Raw genomic sequence first — 15,788 nt, 5'->3', positions numbered from 1 at the left:
TCCAGCTTCGACGATCCGTCGCCAACTCAGCAGCCAATCGCATACGAAATCCTTTTGCGCAGCGACCTCGTGATCAAGACGAGGCGTTTTTCAACAGCCTGCTAGGGGCAAGAGACAGCGGCAACAAGGCAACGGATGGCGATTACGGCATTTGCGTTTCGCGAATAATCGCGCGGGTCACCGCACCCAGCCACGCTCCAGAAGCGGAAGATCCCACGGGGGCTCGTCGCCGATGTATTCGGCGAGGAATTCGACCAGCGCCTTCACCTTCAACGCCTGTCGCTGCGTTGCGGGATAGACGGCGGCAAAGCTCAGCGGCGCGAGCTGGTAGTCGGTCAGGATCGGCGCCAGCCGCCCCGCGACGAGCGCGTCGCTTGCCACGAGCGTCGGCAGGCAAACGACGCCGCCGCCTGTCAGCGCACACTCGCGCAGCAGGTGAACGGAGTTCGAGCGAATCATGCCCGGCAGCTCCATTTCGACGACCTCGTCGTCGCGCGTCATCGTCCAGCGATTGCGCGACGGATAACCCGAATACAGCGCGGTGGTGTGCTGCAGCAAATCGCGCGGATGTTGTGGCGCACCATGCGCTTCGAGGTAAGCGGGCGACGCGCAAAAAAGACGCCTGACCGTGAACAGCCGCCGCTCGATCAGCGATTCGGAAATCGGCGGAAAGATCTGGAACGCGATGTCGAACCCTTCTTCGACGGGGTCGACGACGCGATCATTGACGATGACGTCGAGCTGGATGCCCGGGTAGCGCCGATTGAATTCGACCAGCGGCGCGCCGAAGTGATCGAGCGCGAAACCGGGCAGCATCTGGATGCGCAGCCGCCCGGTCGGCGTGGCGCGAAGCTCGCGCATCTGGTCCGTCAACTCGTTGACGCGCCCCACCACCTCCGCGCACTCGCGATAGAACGCCTCGCCCACTTCGGACAGGCGCACGTGGCGCGTGCTGCGATGGAACAGCGGCGCATTGACGAACTTCTCCAGTTGCTGGATGCGGTTCGTCACGACCGAACTCGTCACACCAAGCTGCCGCGCGGCCTCGGCGAAGCTGCTCGCCTCCGCGACTCTTACGAATGCCTCGATGCTCAGGAACCGGTCCATACCGCGCCCTTTTTTCGACAGCGAAACCGGCAGTCTACCCGCGCCGGGCAACGGGCTGTGTCATGCGAAAAGCGTCACTGTGTCGCCAAATCGATGTCAATCGCGGAGCGGAGCGCACCGCCACCGGCGTTCGCCGGTGCACCCGCTCAGGCATTACCTCGGCTGCTTTCCGGCCGCCAGCTCCGGTTGAACGATCACGCGACGCTGCAGCACGGCGGGCGCGGTTTCCTTCAACAGCATGCTGACCACGATGCCCAGCATGACCGCGCACATCGGCAACCACATAATGTTCTGGATGCCGAAGTGTGCAGCGACGTAGCCGCCCATCGCCGGCGCGATGCCGCCGCCGAAGATCTCGCCGACGCCGACCACCACGCCGATCGACGTCGACACGAGACCGACGGGCGCAGCCTCGGTCGCGACCGGGCCGGACAGCAGCGACACCAGCCCGAGCGTGAAGAACGACGCGACGAACAGGACGCCGAACAACGCGAGCGGCTGCGGGCCGAGGCCGCGGAAGATATAGAGCATCACGGCCGTTCCCGCGAAGCCGACGATACTCGCGAGGCGGCGCCCGACCAGATCGGAGAGGCCGGGCAAACCGAACTGCCCGAGAAAGCCGCCGAAGCCGATCGCCGACACCACGAGGCCCATCTTCTGCGTGCCGAGCGACAGGTAATCGGTCAGGTACAGCGGCAGCAGCGCGCCGAGCACGAAGACGCCGGTCATCGCGCAGCACAGTGCGGCCATCGCGACGAGGATGTTGCGGCTCTTGAGCACGTGGCCGAGCGAAGCCGGCGCGTGTTCCGACGCGACCTCCTTCACGACCTTCGGCTCACGGATGACGCAGAACATGATCGCGCCGAGGATCAAGCCGGGAATCGCCACCAGCGCAAAGACCCAGCGCCACGACACGAAGCCGAGCAGTTGCGTGGCGATGATCGGCGACAGCGCCAGGCCGAACAGAGCGAAGCCGCTTTGCTGCAGGCCGAGGTTCAGGCCGCGCCGCCGTGGATGCGACGCGTCGGCCGTCGCCGCGAAACTCGTCGGGCAGAACGAGCCCTCCGCGACGCCCATCAGCCCGCGAATCGCCATCAGCCCGAGCAGGCCGCCCGCGAGCCCCGAAAAGCCCGACAGCAGCGAAAACGCGATGATGGCCGGAATGAGCACCTTCCTGCGGCCGACCTTGTCCGAGATGCCGCCCATCAGCGCCGCGAATACGCCCCACGACAGGCCGAGCACGCCGATGCAGTTGCCGACATCCTGCGCGGTCAGGTTGAGGTCCTTCATGATCGAAGGGAACAGCGGCGCGATAAGCCAGCGGTCGAGGCCGACCAGCCCGAAGCCGAGCGCCAGCAGCGTCACCGCCTTCCACTCATAGGAGGTATCCCACTCGTTTGCTTTCATTTCCGTCTCCGAGGACGCTGGTTCGCCTGCGCGCGCCGCAGCGCCTGCGCATGAGCCAGGTCCGATGTTTTTCGTGTGGTGTGCGATGTGAATCGCGACGAAGTGCCGGCTGCCTTTCCGGTTCGACGCATCGAATCCAGCCAGCCGACGCCACCACGATAGGTGCACGGCCGCGGATCGGGTATGGAACAACCGGCGAACGCGCCATTCGCGAAATGCAAATAATCGGGCGCAAGGGGGCGGGAAGTGTCTGCGGGGAAGCGCGGGGCGAATGGGCGCGGCGTTGAAATGACGCTCACGCACGTGTCACGGGGAAATCCCTCATGGACATCGAGGAATCGGCGTATTGCCCGTTTACACCCTGCATGCACACGGTCCGGCAAGCTCGGCGAGCACACGAGCGCGATCCTGTTCGGGCCCCTTCCGATACTGCAATGTGCCGACGTCCATTCTGAATTGGAAAAAGTCTGATTTTTAAATTTGGCAACCGAAGTCAGTTCGACGAAAAAGTCAGTCCCTGTGGCGCAGGCCGACCAGTAAAGAACAGACACGGATATCACCAAATATTTCCGGCATAGGATTTTTATTAAAAAATCCATCACCACAAAAAAACGTCAAACACTGTTTCTTAAGGCACGATTTTTCATCTCAAAATATCAATATGCAATGAAACCGATATAAGTTTGATATTCTCCGCATCGAAATTACGAATGTCGTCGTTTTATTAAACCGAGAATCCGATTCGAACAAGTCCGAATCCGGAAAAATAATAACGAGATTGCCGTCATGTCGATCGCAGCAACACTTCGAAACTTTGCATCCGGTCTTGTGGACTGGAACAAACGGCCGGTCGCGCTTCATTTCGGGCCGGCGCAACGCGCGGTCGGCCATCTGCTGGCGCTCCATCACGCCGATATCCGCGAAGGATTGATGTCGGGAATCGACGGGAACCTGACCTGCGTTTCCACACACGATCATCTCTCCCCCACGCTGTTTCTCGGCGTGCCTGTATCGGTCCGCCTGACGACCGACCGGGGCGACGTGCGGACGATCGATGCAATCGTGCGGGACGTGCATATCGGTCAATCCGACGGCGAGCTGACGGTGTACCAGTTGCACGTCTGCGATGCACTTTCGTTGATGGACTACCGCACCAACTCCCGCGTATTCCGATCGCTGAGCATTATCGAGATTCTTGCCACGCTGATGAACGAATGGCGACAACGCAGCGCCGCACTCGCGCGTGCATTCGATTTCGACCTGTCGGGATTGGGAGCCGAGCGCTATCCGGCACGCGAACTGACGCGGCAGGTCAACGAATCGGACGCTCGTTTTGTGCGTCGACTGCTGCGGCGCGAAGGCATCACGGTTTTTGCGAAAGCCGGGCCGATCGGAGGGGCACGCAGCATTACCGAAGAGCGGCCGATCCATACGCTCGTCTTCTGCGATGACCCGCTTCGATTGGCGGAATCACCTGCCGGTGCCGTGCGTCTTCACCCGCGCGATGCAGGAACCGAGCTACGCGATACGGTGACGCTGTTCGCTCGTTATCAAAGCCTGTCTCCCGGCAAAGCCAGCCGTCCGTCGTGGGACTACAAGAAGGCCCGCATGGACGTGTCTGCCATCGCAAGCAGCATCGATCAAGGCGACGCCGGCAACGACCTTGCCCGATTGCTGACCGATGTGGCGATCGACATTCCGCACGTCGGAGATTCGTGGAACGATCACGACCGCATCACGCACGACCGGATACTCGCCCACCAGTTCGAAGCGGAGCGCTACGACGGTATCGGTAGCGTGCGCGATATGCCGGTCGGTCACTGGTTCACGCTGACGGGCGACCCCGAACTGGACATGAAGCTGGCCGAACAGCGGCAGTTCGTCGTGACGTCGGTTCGGCACGATATCTTGAACAACCTGCCGAAAGACCTGACGAGCCGCGTAAACGCGCTGTTCGCGGCGAGCCGGAACCTCACGCGAACCACACCGCCCGCGCCGGCCGATGCGCCGGAACAGACGGACACGCGCTACGAGAACAGCTTCACGTGCGTGCGTCGCGGCGTGCCGCTCAAGCCGTCATACGATCCGAAAATCGACCTCCCGCCGGCTCACCTGCTGACCGGCACGATCGTCGGCACGCAGGGGGAAGAAGTGTTTTGCGACGCAGCCGGCCGCGTGCGCGTGCGGCTTCACGGCTTCGATCCCGCGGATCACGCGCACGCGCAAGGCGCCGGCACGAACGGTTCGGCCGGCGACAGTGCGCCGATACGTGTCGGGGCGAGTCTGGCGGGCAAATACTTCGGTGCGCTCTTCCTGCCTCGGGTGGGGATGGAAGTCTTGCTCGGGTGCCTGTCGGGCGATCCGGACCGTTTGGTGATCATCGGGGTTTTGAGCAACGGGGCGAACCAGCCCGCGACCTTCAGCGATACCGGCGCGCTACCGGGCAACCGCTACTTGTCCGGAATCAAGACCAAGGAAATCAAGGGCGATCGGTACAACCAGCTTCGTCTGGACGATACGCCATCGCAAATCTCGGCGCAGTTGGCGAGCGAACACGCGCATACCCAATTGAATCTGGGGTACCTGACGCAGCCCCGGAAGGATGGGCACGGAAACGATCGGGGCGAAGGTGCGGAACTGCGCACCGACGCGGCCGCGGCGTTGCGCGCCGCCCAGGGCATTCTGTTATCGACCTACGCGCGCACGCGTGCGACCGGTGGTCAGCTCGATCGCGATGAACTGGTTCACTTGCTCGACCAGTGCGCCGAACTGTTCAAATCGCTTGGCGACTATGCCGGCCAGCATGGCGGACAGTCCGCCGATACCGCCGGCCAGGACAAGATCGCCGATGCGTTCCGTCACTGGACACCCGGCAGCGCGGAATCCGGTGCGGCCGACCACGCATCCGCATTGCTGGCGTTCGGCGCGCAGTCAGGGTCGCTGCACGTCACCCCTAAAACGCATGTCGTATATGCGGGCGAGAACATCGATCAGATCGCGCAGCAACACGTGCAACTCACCAGCGGCGAGCGCATCAATCTGCATGGCGGTCATGGCATCTCGATGTTCGCGCATAGCGATGGTGTGTCACCGCGCCGATCATGTATGCGGCAACCGCTGTGACTTCGGCGCTGAAGATGTTTCGTGTGAACGAAGATCCGCCGAAGGGATGGACGATCGTTGCGGACGCGCCGGCGTTGGACGAGTCGTTTCCGCCGAAGGCGCTGCGGTTCGGCAAGCCGATTTTGACGGAGGACGGCGAAGCGAAAAGCGACTTCAACGAAGGTAACGATCCGCCGTCCGCATGGCGCGATGCGAGCAAGACCGATGCGGACAAACAGGCCGACGATCCTTATGACCAGTACAGGGCGAAGAACAAGGACGGTGACGCCCAAGGTACGGCCGAAAGTGAAGCCGGACAGCGTTACGAGGACCGTGCACTGATGCGGATGGAGGCGCGCCGCACGTTGAACACCGACTGGGTCGACGGTGACGGTCATGTTATCGGAGAGGATGGGAAAAGCGATCTGCCTGACGGCTACAAGGACTGGCGCGACAAGCAGATCACGGATTGGTTTGATCGCGGCGAAATCAATAGCCCGACAAACCACTCAACGACGATGACGAACCCGGAACATGCGAGAAAGGCGCTTGCGTATGATGTGGCGATTGGTCCTTGCTATCTGACGCCTGAGCAATGGAAGGCGCTGCGGATTGAGGCTGACTGGCGGATGGGCGATGGTATTCCTGACGGGATTCCCAACAAGAAATATTGGAAATATTTTTCCAAGGGTGTGATTGATGAGTTACCCATGCACCAATGGGTGCATGCGGATGGCAGTGAGAGCAATATGCCCGACAAGATCACCGACAAACGAGAAGGACAACCCTATTTGAGGGTCGGGGGTGTGGTATGAAGGCGCTGATCGCTACATGGCCACGTCGCATCGCTTTGGCCGTCGTGACGTGGATAATTACGGCCCTGCTGATCGTCGCATTGATGGCGCATTTTGATCACCCGCACCCTGCATTACTTGAAACAGGAGATTGGATGAAGCGATTAGTGATTTTGCCTGGGCTGCTGGTGCTCGTAGTGTTCTTATTCATCACGGCGACGACGCGTCCAGCGCAGGCCGCTCCAAGTGCCAAGCAAGACATCAGTACCGCTGCACTAACTGAAGGACCCGCCAAGCCGTTCGTTGCGCAAGTCGTCGGTCTGATTTGGCAGAATCCGCTGCAACGCAAGGATTACCCAACGGAATGGCAAACGTTGTGGGCGCAAGGTCTTGTTACGCCAAACAAGAACGACGACATGGTACGCACCGATCCGAAGTCGTTCACGACGCTGCAATCAGTCGCAGGAATTGCCTACGGTAACGAAGGTGCCGAGACGTTCAAGGGCTTCTATCACAAGTACATGGAGCAGTTTCCGCTCTTGTTGAGCTCGCGCTATGCCATGAACGCAAAGTACTTCTACACAGTGAAACCAGACGATCAAAAGGATTGGAACGAACTGTCTGGAATTCATATCGAATTGGCGATTCCACCGCGACTCGATATCGCTGAATCGGGAGCATTCTTAGTCAACGAGATTAGGGAAACGTTTTTTATCGGAAACCCGCATTTTCCGAAAGTATGGAGCCGCAACACTCTTCCCAATGTTCAGGTCACACAGGGCGGCGCGAACGCCGGCTTCACTTCCCTGAACAAGGCACTGAACTACCTGCAGGCGAACCCCGACAAGAGCGTATGGGTGATGAATTGGGATGCGCCGAGTTTCCCGCCGAAGGACGCGCAGATTAACGAAAACCTCGTTGTGCTGTTTCTCGCCGGCCCGACCTTCAATACCGAGCGCGAACCGCTCGCATGGATCGGCGAGGCCGCGACCGGCAACATCGACGAGTTTTCGCAAAAGGCCGGCACGACACGAACTGTGCAAGCATGGAAGGCAACCATCGATCAGACAGCGCACAACGCAGGGATTGCGGTCCCGGATATCAAGTACATCGTTCATGATGCCGGTGCCGGTAGCGACGCCGCATCGAAGCGCCTTGTCGGCCTGTCACAGACACTCACGGAAGTCCTACCCGACTACGACCACCAGAAACAGACCTTCAACACGGCGGCGCTGCTCGGCGACATGGGAACCGGAAGCGCATTGACCGACGTCGCGCTGGCAATCGGCCGGATCAATCACTTCGGCGGTAACGCGTTGGTCGCCGGCACGACCGACCCGAGGCATCCCGTCGCAGTTGTCGTCAAGCCGCCGTCGAAGCTCACGCCAATCGATCCAGACAAAGACTGGTTCCGCGCGCGCGGCGGGAACAACGCCTATCTGCCGTGGTGGGGTCGCCGTCACGATACGAACTACGGAACGCAGGGTTATTCGTGGTGATACAAACCGACGCGACAGCGCGTTTCGAGCGAACGCGACCGCCGCGCCGAGTCATTCAGGAGATGGGTTATATGCGAGGAATCGTTCGAGTTGGCGACGTACACACCCACGGCGGCCGGGTTGAGTCCGGAGCCGGAAGAAGCAAGGTAATGGGACGCGCGGTCGCCCGCATTGGCGACGCGTGTTCATGTCCGATTCACGGAGCCGGTGTGATTGCCGAAGGAGACGTGGCGTTTGACGTTGAAGGCCGCGCCGCCGCATTCGATGGTCACAAGACTTCCTGCGGAGCCGCGTTGATTTCCTCCCTGCAAACTTCCGGGCGTGTCTGAATGCGGCAGAGCCGACGCATGAGCGCCGAACAGTTCCGTCTGTTGAGGCTGCAAGATACCCGGATCAAGCCCGTGAACCATTGGGCGTTGTTTGAAATCTTCGTCAAGGGCCGGACACAGCGCGCGCTTGCCGCCGAACTCGGCATGACCCGTTCCGCAATGTCGCAACTTGTACGGAAAACGTGGCAAAGGTACCTGGAACTGCCGGGCAACGACACGCGCCTCACCACGCTGACGATTACGATCCCGGCGCAGTACGAAAGCGCGTTGCACGCGTGGGTTCGTGACGCTCACCGATTGGCTGCGTCATCCGATCCGAAACCGACGGCTTGACCGATCCGGGGAACGGTAGCCATTACCTCCCCGAATTCGAAATGACGCGGGAAGGCGCCGCGCGTCCATGCGTCTCACGGCAACCCGACGACGAAGGCACGCCGCACGTTGAAGACGGAGTGGATCGATAGCCACGGACATGTCATCGGGGAGGGCGGCACAAGCATCCGCATGGCCAGTCCGCCGACATAACGCGCGGCAGGCCCACCTAGAAATAAATTCCTCAATACCATAAAACAAGAAAACTTAATTCCACATCAAGCTGGCTTGTCGACCGATTTTGGATCCATTTTCCCTTCTGTCCCCCGTATCATTTCTCCCATTCCGAAAGAGAAAGACCAAGAGAAGGACATGAGCGATACCACCACGCTGCACTACCTCGACTACGCGGCAACGACGCCCGCGGATCCCCGCGTGATCGAAGCGATGACGGCCTGCCTCGGCTTCGACGGCATCTTCGGCAATCCCGCATCGAGTTCGCATGCCGCCGGCCGGCTGGCGCGTGAGCAGGTCGAGCGCGCACGCGCGCAAGTCGCCGCGCTGATCGGCGCGGATGCCGACGAGATCGTCTGGACGTCGGGTGCCACCGAATCGAACAACCTCGCGTTGAAGGGCTATGCGGAAACCGCGACCGACAAGCACCACCTGATCACGAGCCGCCTCGAGCACAAGGCCATTCTCGATACGATGGCGAACCTGTCGAAGCGCGGGATGTCGGTCACCTTCCTGACGCCCACGCGCGCCGGCGAAATCACCGCCGACGCGGTCGCCGCGGCGATCGGCCCCGACACCGGCCTCGTGTCGCTGATGCTCGTGAACAACGAGATCGGCACGCTGACCGACATCGCCGCGATCGCGCGCGTCGTGCACGCCGCGGGCGCGCTGCTGCACGTCGACGCCGCGCAAGCGCTCGGCAAGACGCCGATCGACGTGCGCGCGCTCGGCATCGACATGATGTCGATGTCGGCCCACAAGGTGTACGGCCCCAAGGGCATCGGCGCGCTGTTCGTGCGCCGCGACATCGCCGACCGGATCGCTCCGCAAATTCATGGCGGCGGACACGAGCGCGGGTTGCGCTCGGGCACGCTTGCGACGCATCAGATCGTCGGCATGGGCGTCGCGTGCGAACTGGCCGCTGAAAAACTCGGCGGCGAAGCCACGCGGATCGCAGCGCTCGGCGCACGCCTGACGGACGCGCTGCTCGCGCTCGGCGACGTCACGCAGAACGCCGCTGCCGCGCGCCGCATCCCGCACACGCTGAGCCTGACGGTGAATGCGCCAGGCTTTTTCCCGTTCATGCTCGGCGAAGCGCTCGCCGTGTCGTCTACATCCGCATGCAACTCGACCAGCGGCGCACCGTCCCACGTGCTGACCGCGATCGGCCTCGACGCGGAAACTGCCGGCCGCACCGTGCGCGTGAGCTTCGGTCGCTTTACGACGGAGCAGGACGTCGATTTCGCGATCGCCTGTTTCCGGAAAGCAATCGAGCAATGTCGCGCGACGGCTGCGAACGGGTTTTCCGCTTCGCGGCAGATCACACCGGCCGACCTGAAAGCGATCCGGAATGCAGGTTTCCGCTCGGTCATCTGCAACCGTCCGGACGGCGAAGGCGACGATCAACCTGCGTTCGACGAGATCGCAGCAGCAGCCCGCGAACTGGGCCTCGAAGCGCGCTACCTGCCCGTCGAGCGCGATCGCATCGGCGACGCTGAGGTCGATGCGTTCGGTGCATTGGTCGATTCGCTGCAGAAGCCGGTGCTCGCGTATTGCCGAAGCGGGAGCCGGTCAGGAATGCTGTGGAATCGTTTGTCGAGCCGGCGTACGGCCTGACGCGGAACACTGCCCGAACACGCCGCCGCACCACCCGTCTTCGCACGCGAAGGATGCCGATGCGTTGATGCGTCGCCGGGTGGTGGCGCCGCCCAATCAAGCCTCGGCGCCAGGCTGACGACTGCCGTTGCATGCCCCGCCGGCAATCCTGTCGCTCGCGCGCCCCTATTCGCCGACGCCCCCGTCGCCACTCACCGGCGTATAAATCGCCAGCTTCAACGCGGGATCGTCGTTCGCCTGGAACGTCGCGTATTCATAACGCTGCTTGCCGCGTTGCGCATGCACGAGCACCTTCTGGCCCGATGCCCCGCTGCGCACATCATGCGTGCCCCACCATTGCGCAAACTCGTCGCTGCTCGCGCGCAGGCGCTCCACCAGCGCGATGAACGCCGGATCGTTCGCATGGAGATCATGGTTCGTGCGAAACAGCGCAATCATCCGGTGCGCTTCGTCGGCCCAACTCTCGGCAAAGAGCCGGCGCGCGTGCGGCTCGACGAACGTGTAGACCAGAATGTTGCGATCGGCTTCCGCGAGCCGATCGAAGCCGAGCAGGTCGGCTGCCGCGGCATTCCACGCGAGGATGTCCCAGCGCCGCCCGGTCACGTACGCAGGCAGGTGAAGATTCGCGACGAGCCGCGCGATGGCGGGCGGCACGCTCTCCGGCACGAACGCACGCGACGTGTCCCGCCGCGCGAGCGCGCGCAGATGGGCGGCCTCGGCCTTGTCCAGCCGCAATGCGTGTACCAGAGCGTCGAGCGTCGCATCCGACGGGCTGACGTCGCGCCCCTGCTCGAGCCGCACATACCAGTCGACACCGATACCCGCCAGTTCCGCGACTTCCTCGCGCCGCAGGCCGGGCGTGCGCCGGCGCGGGCCGTCGTGCAGGCCGACGGCATCCGGCCGCAGCCTCTTGCGCCGCGAGCGCAGAAAATCGCCGAACGGGGTTCGCGTGGTGGCGGCCATCGGGTTCGCTCCGTGCAGGGTGGTATCGGGAAATCCTGGGCTCGTGCCGGGCCTTGTTGCGGATTCTAAGCCTGCCAGAATCGGCGCGTCCCCCACCCTCTGGAACAGTCATGAAAGCTGCGATTCTGAAGTCGCTCGGCATGCCGCTCGCAATCGAAACGCTGCCGGATCCCGTGCTCGGCACCGGCGAGGTCATCGTGGATGTCGTTGCGGCACCGGTTCTGTCCTATGCACGGGAAGTGTTCAACGGCGAGCGTCAGTACCCGATCGAACTGCCGATGGTGCCCGGCTGCGGCGCAATCGGCCGGGTCCGGCAAACCGGCCCCGACGCGACGAAGTTGCAACGTGGCGACTGGGTGTTCTGCGATCCGACCGTGCGCTCGCGCGACGATGCGCTGATGCCCGACATCGTGCTGCAGGGCTGGAGCGCGCGCGGCGAAGGCGGCAAGCAATTGCAGCGCCATTTCCACGACGGCCCGTTTGCCGAACGACTGCGGGTGCCGACCGAGAACGCGGTGCGCATCGGCGACGTCCCGCCGGCCGACGCCGCACGCTGGTGCGCGCTCAATACGCTGCTCGTGCCGTACGGCGGGCTGCTCGCGTCCAATCTTCGGGCCGGCGAGATCGTGCTCGTCAGCGGCGCGACCGGCAACTTCGGCAGCGCAGGCATCGCGGTCGCGCTGGCGATGGGCGCGCGGTGCGTGGTCGCGCCCGGCCGCAATGCGCGCGCGCTCGCGGATCTCGAACGCCGCTTCGGCGAACGCGTGCGCACCGTCGCGCTGACCGGCGACGAAGCCACGGATCGCGCACGCATGCAGCAGGCGGCGCCGGGGCCGATCGACTGCGTGATCGACCTGATGCCGCCGTCCGTGCCCGCGACGACGGTGCGTGCCGCGGTAATGGCGGTGCGCCCGTACGGGCGCGTGGTGCTGATGGGCGGCGTCGGCATGCTCGGCGGTGCGGGGCTCGAGTTGCCGTATCCGTGGCTCATGCGTAACGACATCACGCTGCGCGGCAAGTGGATGTGCCCGACGGAAGCCGTGACGTTGATGACGGGACTTATCCGCGGCGGGCTGCTCGATCTCGGGCATTTCGACGTGACGGTCTTCGCGCTCGACGATGCGAACGAAGCGGTCGCACATGCGGCGGCGAACGGCGGGCCGTTCAGGATGACCGTTATCGAGCCATAGCACGTCTTTCCGGCATCGCACCGAATCGGCCCGTCATGACGCCGCGCCACGCCCTCGAACAGTGCAGGCATCCGGATTTTCACTACGTTGCCGAAATCCGATATTGCCGGGAGATTTGGTTTCATACCGTTCACGCATCGGATCGGAATGCGATTGCCGTGAATGTCGAAATCGAGCCCGACGAAGTACTGGTCGCTGGTCAACGCCGTGCAGGAGCGGCTTCAGGACGCATCGACCTGTCCGTTGTCGATCGCCGAACTGTGCGTGCAACTCGGCATCGGTCGGCGCACCGCGCAGTATGCGTTCCACGACGCGCTCAATCTGAACCCCGTTGCGTATCTGCGAGCCGTTCGACTGAATCACGCGCGCCGCGAACTTCGGCTCGGCGAATCCGTGACGTCCGCCGCAACCAAATGCGGACTTCTGGCACCTGAGCAGTTTCACGCAGGACTACCGCGCGATGTTCGGTGAATTGCCGTCGGCCAAGGCCAGGCGCTACGCGCGCCAGGCAACCTGAACGCGTGGCGCGGTCCGGCGGCCGGTGCCGACCTCACACCGGCCGCCACCCTGCCCGCTACTTCACTCGTCCTGCTGTTCCTGCTGCGCCTGCACCTGCCGCTGCTGGATGAACTGCCGTACATCGCTCATCGTCACGCGGCCCGTGTGCTTCGCATCGATCTCGTCGAAGTGCTTCGACACGAAACCGAGCCCGCTGCTCTGCGCCTGCGCCTTCGTCACGGCCGCGCCGTTGCTCAGCACCGTATTGGCGCCGAGCCTCGCGTCCACACGCCGCTGCGCCTGCTGCTGCAGCGTCGCGCCGGTCGACGGCAACACCGGCGCCGCACGCGTGGCAGGAAAGAACGGACCGTCGACACCGCGCCCGCCATGCGGCAGCTTCACCGGCGCCACCGCCTGCGGCGGCGATGCGTAGGCGCTGCTCATCGCGGCACCGAGGACGATCAACGCAGACATACGCCGAATCAATTTGATTAGGGACATGATCACTCGCATTCAATGGATGAATAGAGGGTTCCTTTGACAAGGAGTCCGTCGCTCAAGGGGCCGCCGCCAGCGTCGTCGCGGCCGTCGCGCCCGGCACGCTGCCGGTCGGCACGCTGGGCGGGTTCTCGTCCGGCCAGGGCGGCGGCAGCGTGTGCAGCGTCAGCGCCGTCGGAATCCGCTTGCCGCGATAGAACGTCGTCAGGTCCCGCTTCATCTGCGGACGCGCGACATCGTCCAGATAAGTCATGTGACCGCCCTGAAAGAAGTTCACCTGCAGCTTCGGATTCAGGCCCTTCACCGTCTGCAACCGCGCGAGTTGCTTCTCGGTGTTGAAGAACGGCGTCGCGAGATCGTGGAAGCCATTCTCCGCGAGCACGCGAAGCTTCGGGTTGAGCTGCAGCGCACCGAGCAGATCGGGGATCGTGTCGGGCATCGGCTGGCCGTCGTGCGAGAAGTCCCATACGCCGATGATGTTGTCGTTCAGCGGCAGGTAGGTCGCATTCGGCGCGGTGTAGCCGAGGTAGTCCGGCATCTGCGTCGCGAGCGCGTTCGTGAACGGCTGCGAGATCAGGATGTCGGACGGGTCGCCGTCGGTCTGCAGACGCGGATCGGAGTTCGGCAACGACACGCGTCCGTCATACCGGCCGACCGTCGTTCCGGGCAGCAGGCTCGTGCCGAACGGATTCGCGTTGAAGTAGCCGCGCAGCGCCTGTTGCGTCAGGCTCGACGGGATCGACCACAGCTGGAGCGTCGCATCGCTCGGGAACACCGGCGTGCCGAGCGCATCCGGAATGCCGAGCTGGCTCAACACCCACGACTGCGAATACTTCTGCAGCTGGTTGTAGATCAGCGTCGTGAACAGTTCCGTCTGCAGTGCGTACAAAGCCTGGTTCACCGGCGCCGGCGATACCTGGTTGAAGTACGCCGCGACCGCCGCATAACCGGGCAGGTAGCCGGCCACGGTATCGGTTTCGAGCAGCAGCCCTTCCGTCGACTGCGTGATCGCCACCGCTTCCACTGCATCCGCGAAGTAGTTCAGGATCGCCGACTGCAGCACGATGCCCGTCAGGTGCACGCCGGCCGATTCGAGCGCGAGCGCCAGCATGTCGGTACGCGGCGTGCCGTACGATTCGCCGTACAGGTAGATCGGCGAGCTGCCGCGGCTGTTGACGTTCAGGTAGCGCTGGATGAAGTCGCGCATGATGTTCACGTCCGCATCGGAACCCCAGTACTTCTGGTTGGTGTTCGGCAATACGGCTTCCGACAGCCCGGTTCCCGGCGGGTCGATGAACACGAGGTCGGTGGTGTCGATCAGGCTTTCCGCGTTGTCGACGAGCGGATAGTTCGGCCAGTTGCTGCCGAACAGCGGATCGGGCGTGGCGACGCGGGTCGGCGCGAACGAGCCGAGGCGCAGCCAGATCGACGACGAGCCGGGGCCGCCGTTATACACGAACGTGACGGGACGCGGCTTGCCGTTCGTGCTCGGCGCGGTGTACGCGACATACGACATCGACGCTTCCGCATTGCCGTTCGCGTCCTGCGCGGTCAGGTGGCCGGTGGTCGTCGTGTAGTTGATGGTCGTGCCGCCGGACTTCCACTGGTAATGCATGACCGCCGCTTTCTCGGACACCTGCGCGGCGGCGAGGCCGTCGGTCGCATTCATCGAATACGCGACCTGATCGACGTAAGGCTGGTTGGCCGCCGGCGTCTGGCTGCCGGCCGATTGTTGCGCGCCGGCCTGCTGGCTGGCGGTCGCCTGCGCGAGGCTCGACGCGCCGACGGACGACGAATCGTCGCCGCCGCACGCCGCGAGCGCCAGTGTCATGACGGTCAATGCACCTAGCCCGGCCAACCGGCCGTGACGGCCACGGCGGCCATGACGGCTGCCGGTACAGCTCCTGTCTGGTTTCATCTCTGCCCTTTGATTTGGTTCGGATACCGCTTCACAAAGGCCGCCTTCGCCGGCGAGACGCGCAGCAACACCCGCCACTCGCGCAAAAGGCGGTTGGGATCGGACTGCTTCAAGAGACTGAACGTGATACAGACACAGCAAACTGCCGGCGAGAATCGTGCGTGAACCGCCCCCTGCAGTTTGGACTTCTTTTCTGATTACCGAAATTTACGACATCGACAAAATAGGCGGTGCTGCGCCGCGTTGTCAAAGATCATTCCGATATTAAAAATCCCGTAATGATGCGAAGGCCGGCCAGTGTCTGGGATTTGAAAGAAAGA

12 protein-coding genes and 1 pseudogene are annotated in these 15,788 nt (G+C 63.1%); 8 read left to right on the top strand and 5 right to left on the bottom strand.

Annotated elements, in window-relative coordinates:
* Positions 1-177: 177 nt before the first annotated feature.
* Positions 178-1,107 carry a LysR family transcriptional regulator gene (locus ACNQQL_RS20870; RefSeq protein ID WP_347065339.1) on the bottom strand — a complete coding sequence of 310 codons (930 nt, stop codon included), beginning with the start codon at positions 1,105-1,107 and terminating at the stop codon, positions 178-180.
* Positions 1,108-1,260: 153 nt separating this feature from the next.
* A complete protein-coding gene (locus ACNQQL_RS20865) occupies positions 1,261-2,514 on the bottom strand; it encodes an MFS transporter (protein WP_347065338.1) in 1,254 nt (417 codons plus the stop codon).
* Positions 2,515-3,300: 786 nt separating this feature from the next.
* Between ACNQQL_RS20865 and ACNQQL_RS20860 the strand changes: the two are divergent.
* The 6 genes and pseudogenes from ACNQQL_RS20860 to ACNQQL_RS20835 all read left to right on the top strand — a co-directional run.
* A pseudogene (locus tag ACNQQL_RS20860) lies at positions 3,301-5,601 on the top strand (type VI secretion system Vgr family protein); the annotation flags it as partial.
* A gap of 14 nt (positions 5,602-5,615) precedes the next feature.
* A complete protein-coding gene (locus tag ACNQQL_RS20855) occupies positions 5,616-6,431 on the top strand; it encodes an effector protein Tle3 domain-containing protein (RefSeq protein WP_347065336.1) in 816 nt (271 codons plus the stop codon).
* Complete coding sequence (locus ACNQQL_RS20850) at positions 6,428-7,909, top strand: virulence factor (protein WP_347065335.1); 1,482 nt, start codon at positions 6,428-6,430, stop codon at positions 7,907-7,909. The genes ACNQQL_RS20855 and ACNQQL_RS20850 overlap by 4 nt, the downstream gene beginning before the upstream one ends.
* Positions 7,910-7,980: 71 nt before the next feature.
* On the top strand, positions 7,981-8,238 hold the full coding sequence (locus tag ACNQQL_RS20845) for a PAAR domain-containing protein (RefSeq protein WP_175960441.1): 258 nt from the start codon (positions 7,981-7,983) through the stop codon (positions 8,236-8,238).
* A gap of 18 nt (positions 8,239-8,256) precedes the next feature.
* On the top strand, positions 8,257-8,571 hold the full coding sequence (locus ACNQQL_RS20840) for a TrfB-related DNA-binding protein (protein WP_347065334.1): 315 nt from the start codon (positions 8,257-8,259) through the stop codon (positions 8,569-8,571).
* 351 nt (positions 8,572-8,922) lie between these two features.
* Complete coding sequence (locus ACNQQL_RS20835) at positions 8,923-10,401, top strand: aminotransferase class V-fold PLP-dependent enzyme (protein WP_347065333.1); 1,479 nt, start codon at positions 8,923-8,925, stop codon at positions 10,399-10,401.
* 165 nt (positions 10,402-10,566) lie between these two features.
* Here the strand turns inward: ACNQQL_RS20835 and ACNQQL_RS20830 are convergent, their stop codons facing one another.
* The gene (locus ACNQQL_RS20830) at positions 10,567-11,364 is read right to left on the bottom strand and encodes a helix-turn-helix transcriptional regulator (RefSeq protein ID WP_347065332.1); all 798 of its coding nucleotides are present in this window, start codon (positions 11,362-11,364) and stop codon (positions 10,567-10,569) included.
* 110 nt (positions 11,365-11,474) lie between these two features.
* Between ACNQQL_RS20830 and ACNQQL_RS20825 the strand changes: the two genes are divergently transcribed.
* Both ACNQQL_RS20825 and ACNQQL_RS20820 read left to right on the top strand, forming a co-directional pair.
* Entirely contained in the window at positions 11,475-12,554 is a 1,080-nt protein-coding gene (locus tag ACNQQL_RS20825) for an alcohol dehydrogenase catalytic domain-containing protein (protein ID WP_347065331.1), read from the top strand.
* A gap of 243 nt (positions 12,555-12,797) precedes the next feature.
* On the top strand, positions 12,798-13,025 hold the full coding sequence (locus ACNQQL_RS20820; protein WP_347065330.1) for a helix-turn-helix domain-containing protein: 228 nt from the start codon (positions 12,798-12,800) through the stop codon (positions 13,023-13,025).
* 108 nt (positions 13,026-13,133) lie between these two features.
* On the opposite strand, the gene ACNQQL_RS20815 is transcribed toward ACNQQL_RS20820, so the two are convergent.
* Both ACNQQL_RS20815 and ACNQQL_RS20810 read right to left on the bottom strand, forming a co-directional pair.
* Positions 13,134-13,526, bottom strand: a complete 393-nt coding sequence (locus tag ACNQQL_RS20815; RefSeq protein ID WP_347065329.1) for a 2-oxoglutarate dehydrogenase — start codon at positions 13,524-13,526, stop codon at positions 13,134-13,136.
* 82 nt (positions 13,527-13,608) lie between these two features.
* On the bottom strand, positions 13,609-15,468 hold the full coding sequence (locus tag ACNQQL_RS20810) for a S10 family serine carboxypeptidase-like protein (RefSeq protein WP_347065328.1): 1,860 nt from the start codon (positions 15,466-15,468) through the stop codon (positions 13,609-13,611).
* Positions 15,469-15,788 lie beyond the last annotated feature (320 nt).

It is taken from the genome of Burkholderia sp. LFS061 (assembly GCF_047978125.1).
In the GTDB taxonomy this organism is placed as follows: domain Bacteria; phylum Pseudomonadota; class Gammaproteobacteria; order Burkholderiales; family Burkholderiaceae; genus Burkholderia; species Burkholderia pyrrocinia_C.
The sequence above is the reverse complement of the archived record's forward strand: the minus strand, read 5'-3'. Positions and strand labels throughout refer to the sequence as shown.

Bases quoted from the DNA above. Each gene is read 5' to 3' on its own strand.
- ACNQQL_RS20870 (WP_347065339.1), bottom strand. From the start codon at position 1,107: ATGGACCGGTTCCTGAGCATCGAGGCATTCGTAAGAGTCGCGGAGGCG.
- ACNQQL_RS20865 (WP_347065338.1), bottom strand. From the start codon at position 2,514: ATGAAAGCAAACGAGTGGGATACCTCCTATGAGTGGAAGGCGGTGACG.
- ACNQQL_RS20855 (WP_347065336.1), top strand. From the start codon at position 5,616: ATGTATGCGGCAACCGCTGTGACTTCGGCGCTGAAGATGTTTCGTGTG.
- ACNQQL_RS20850 (WP_347065335.1), top strand. From the start codon at position 6,428: ATGAAGGCGCTGATCGCTACATGGCCACGTCGCATCGCTTTGGCCGTC.
- ACNQQL_RS20845 (WP_175960441.1), top strand. From the start codon at position 7,981: ATGCGAGGAATCGTTCGAGTTGGCGACGTACACACCCACGGCGGCCGG.
- ACNQQL_RS20840 (WP_347065334.1), top strand. From the start codon at position 8,257: ATGAGCGCCGAACAGTTCCGTCTGTTGAGGCTGCAAGATACCCGGATC.
- ACNQQL_RS20835 (WP_347065333.1), top strand. From the start codon at position 8,923: ATGAGCGATACCACCACGCTGCACTACCTCGACTACGCGGCAACGACG.
- ACNQQL_RS20830 (WP_347065332.1), bottom strand. From the start codon at position 11,364: ATGGCCGCCACCACGCGAACCCCGTTCGGCGATTTTCTGCGCTCGCGG.
- ACNQQL_RS20825 (WP_347065331.1), top strand. From the start codon at position 11,475: ATGAAAGCTGCGATTCTGAAGTCGCTCGGCATGCCGCTCGCAATCGAA.
- ACNQQL_RS20815 (WP_347065329.1), bottom strand. From the start codon at position 13,526: ATGTCTGCGTTGATCGTCCTCGGTGCCGCGATGAGCAGCGCCTACGCA.
- ACNQQL_RS20810 (WP_347065328.1), bottom strand. From the start codon at position 15,468: ATGAAACCAGACAGGAGCTGTACCGGCAGCCGTCATGGCCGCCGTGGC.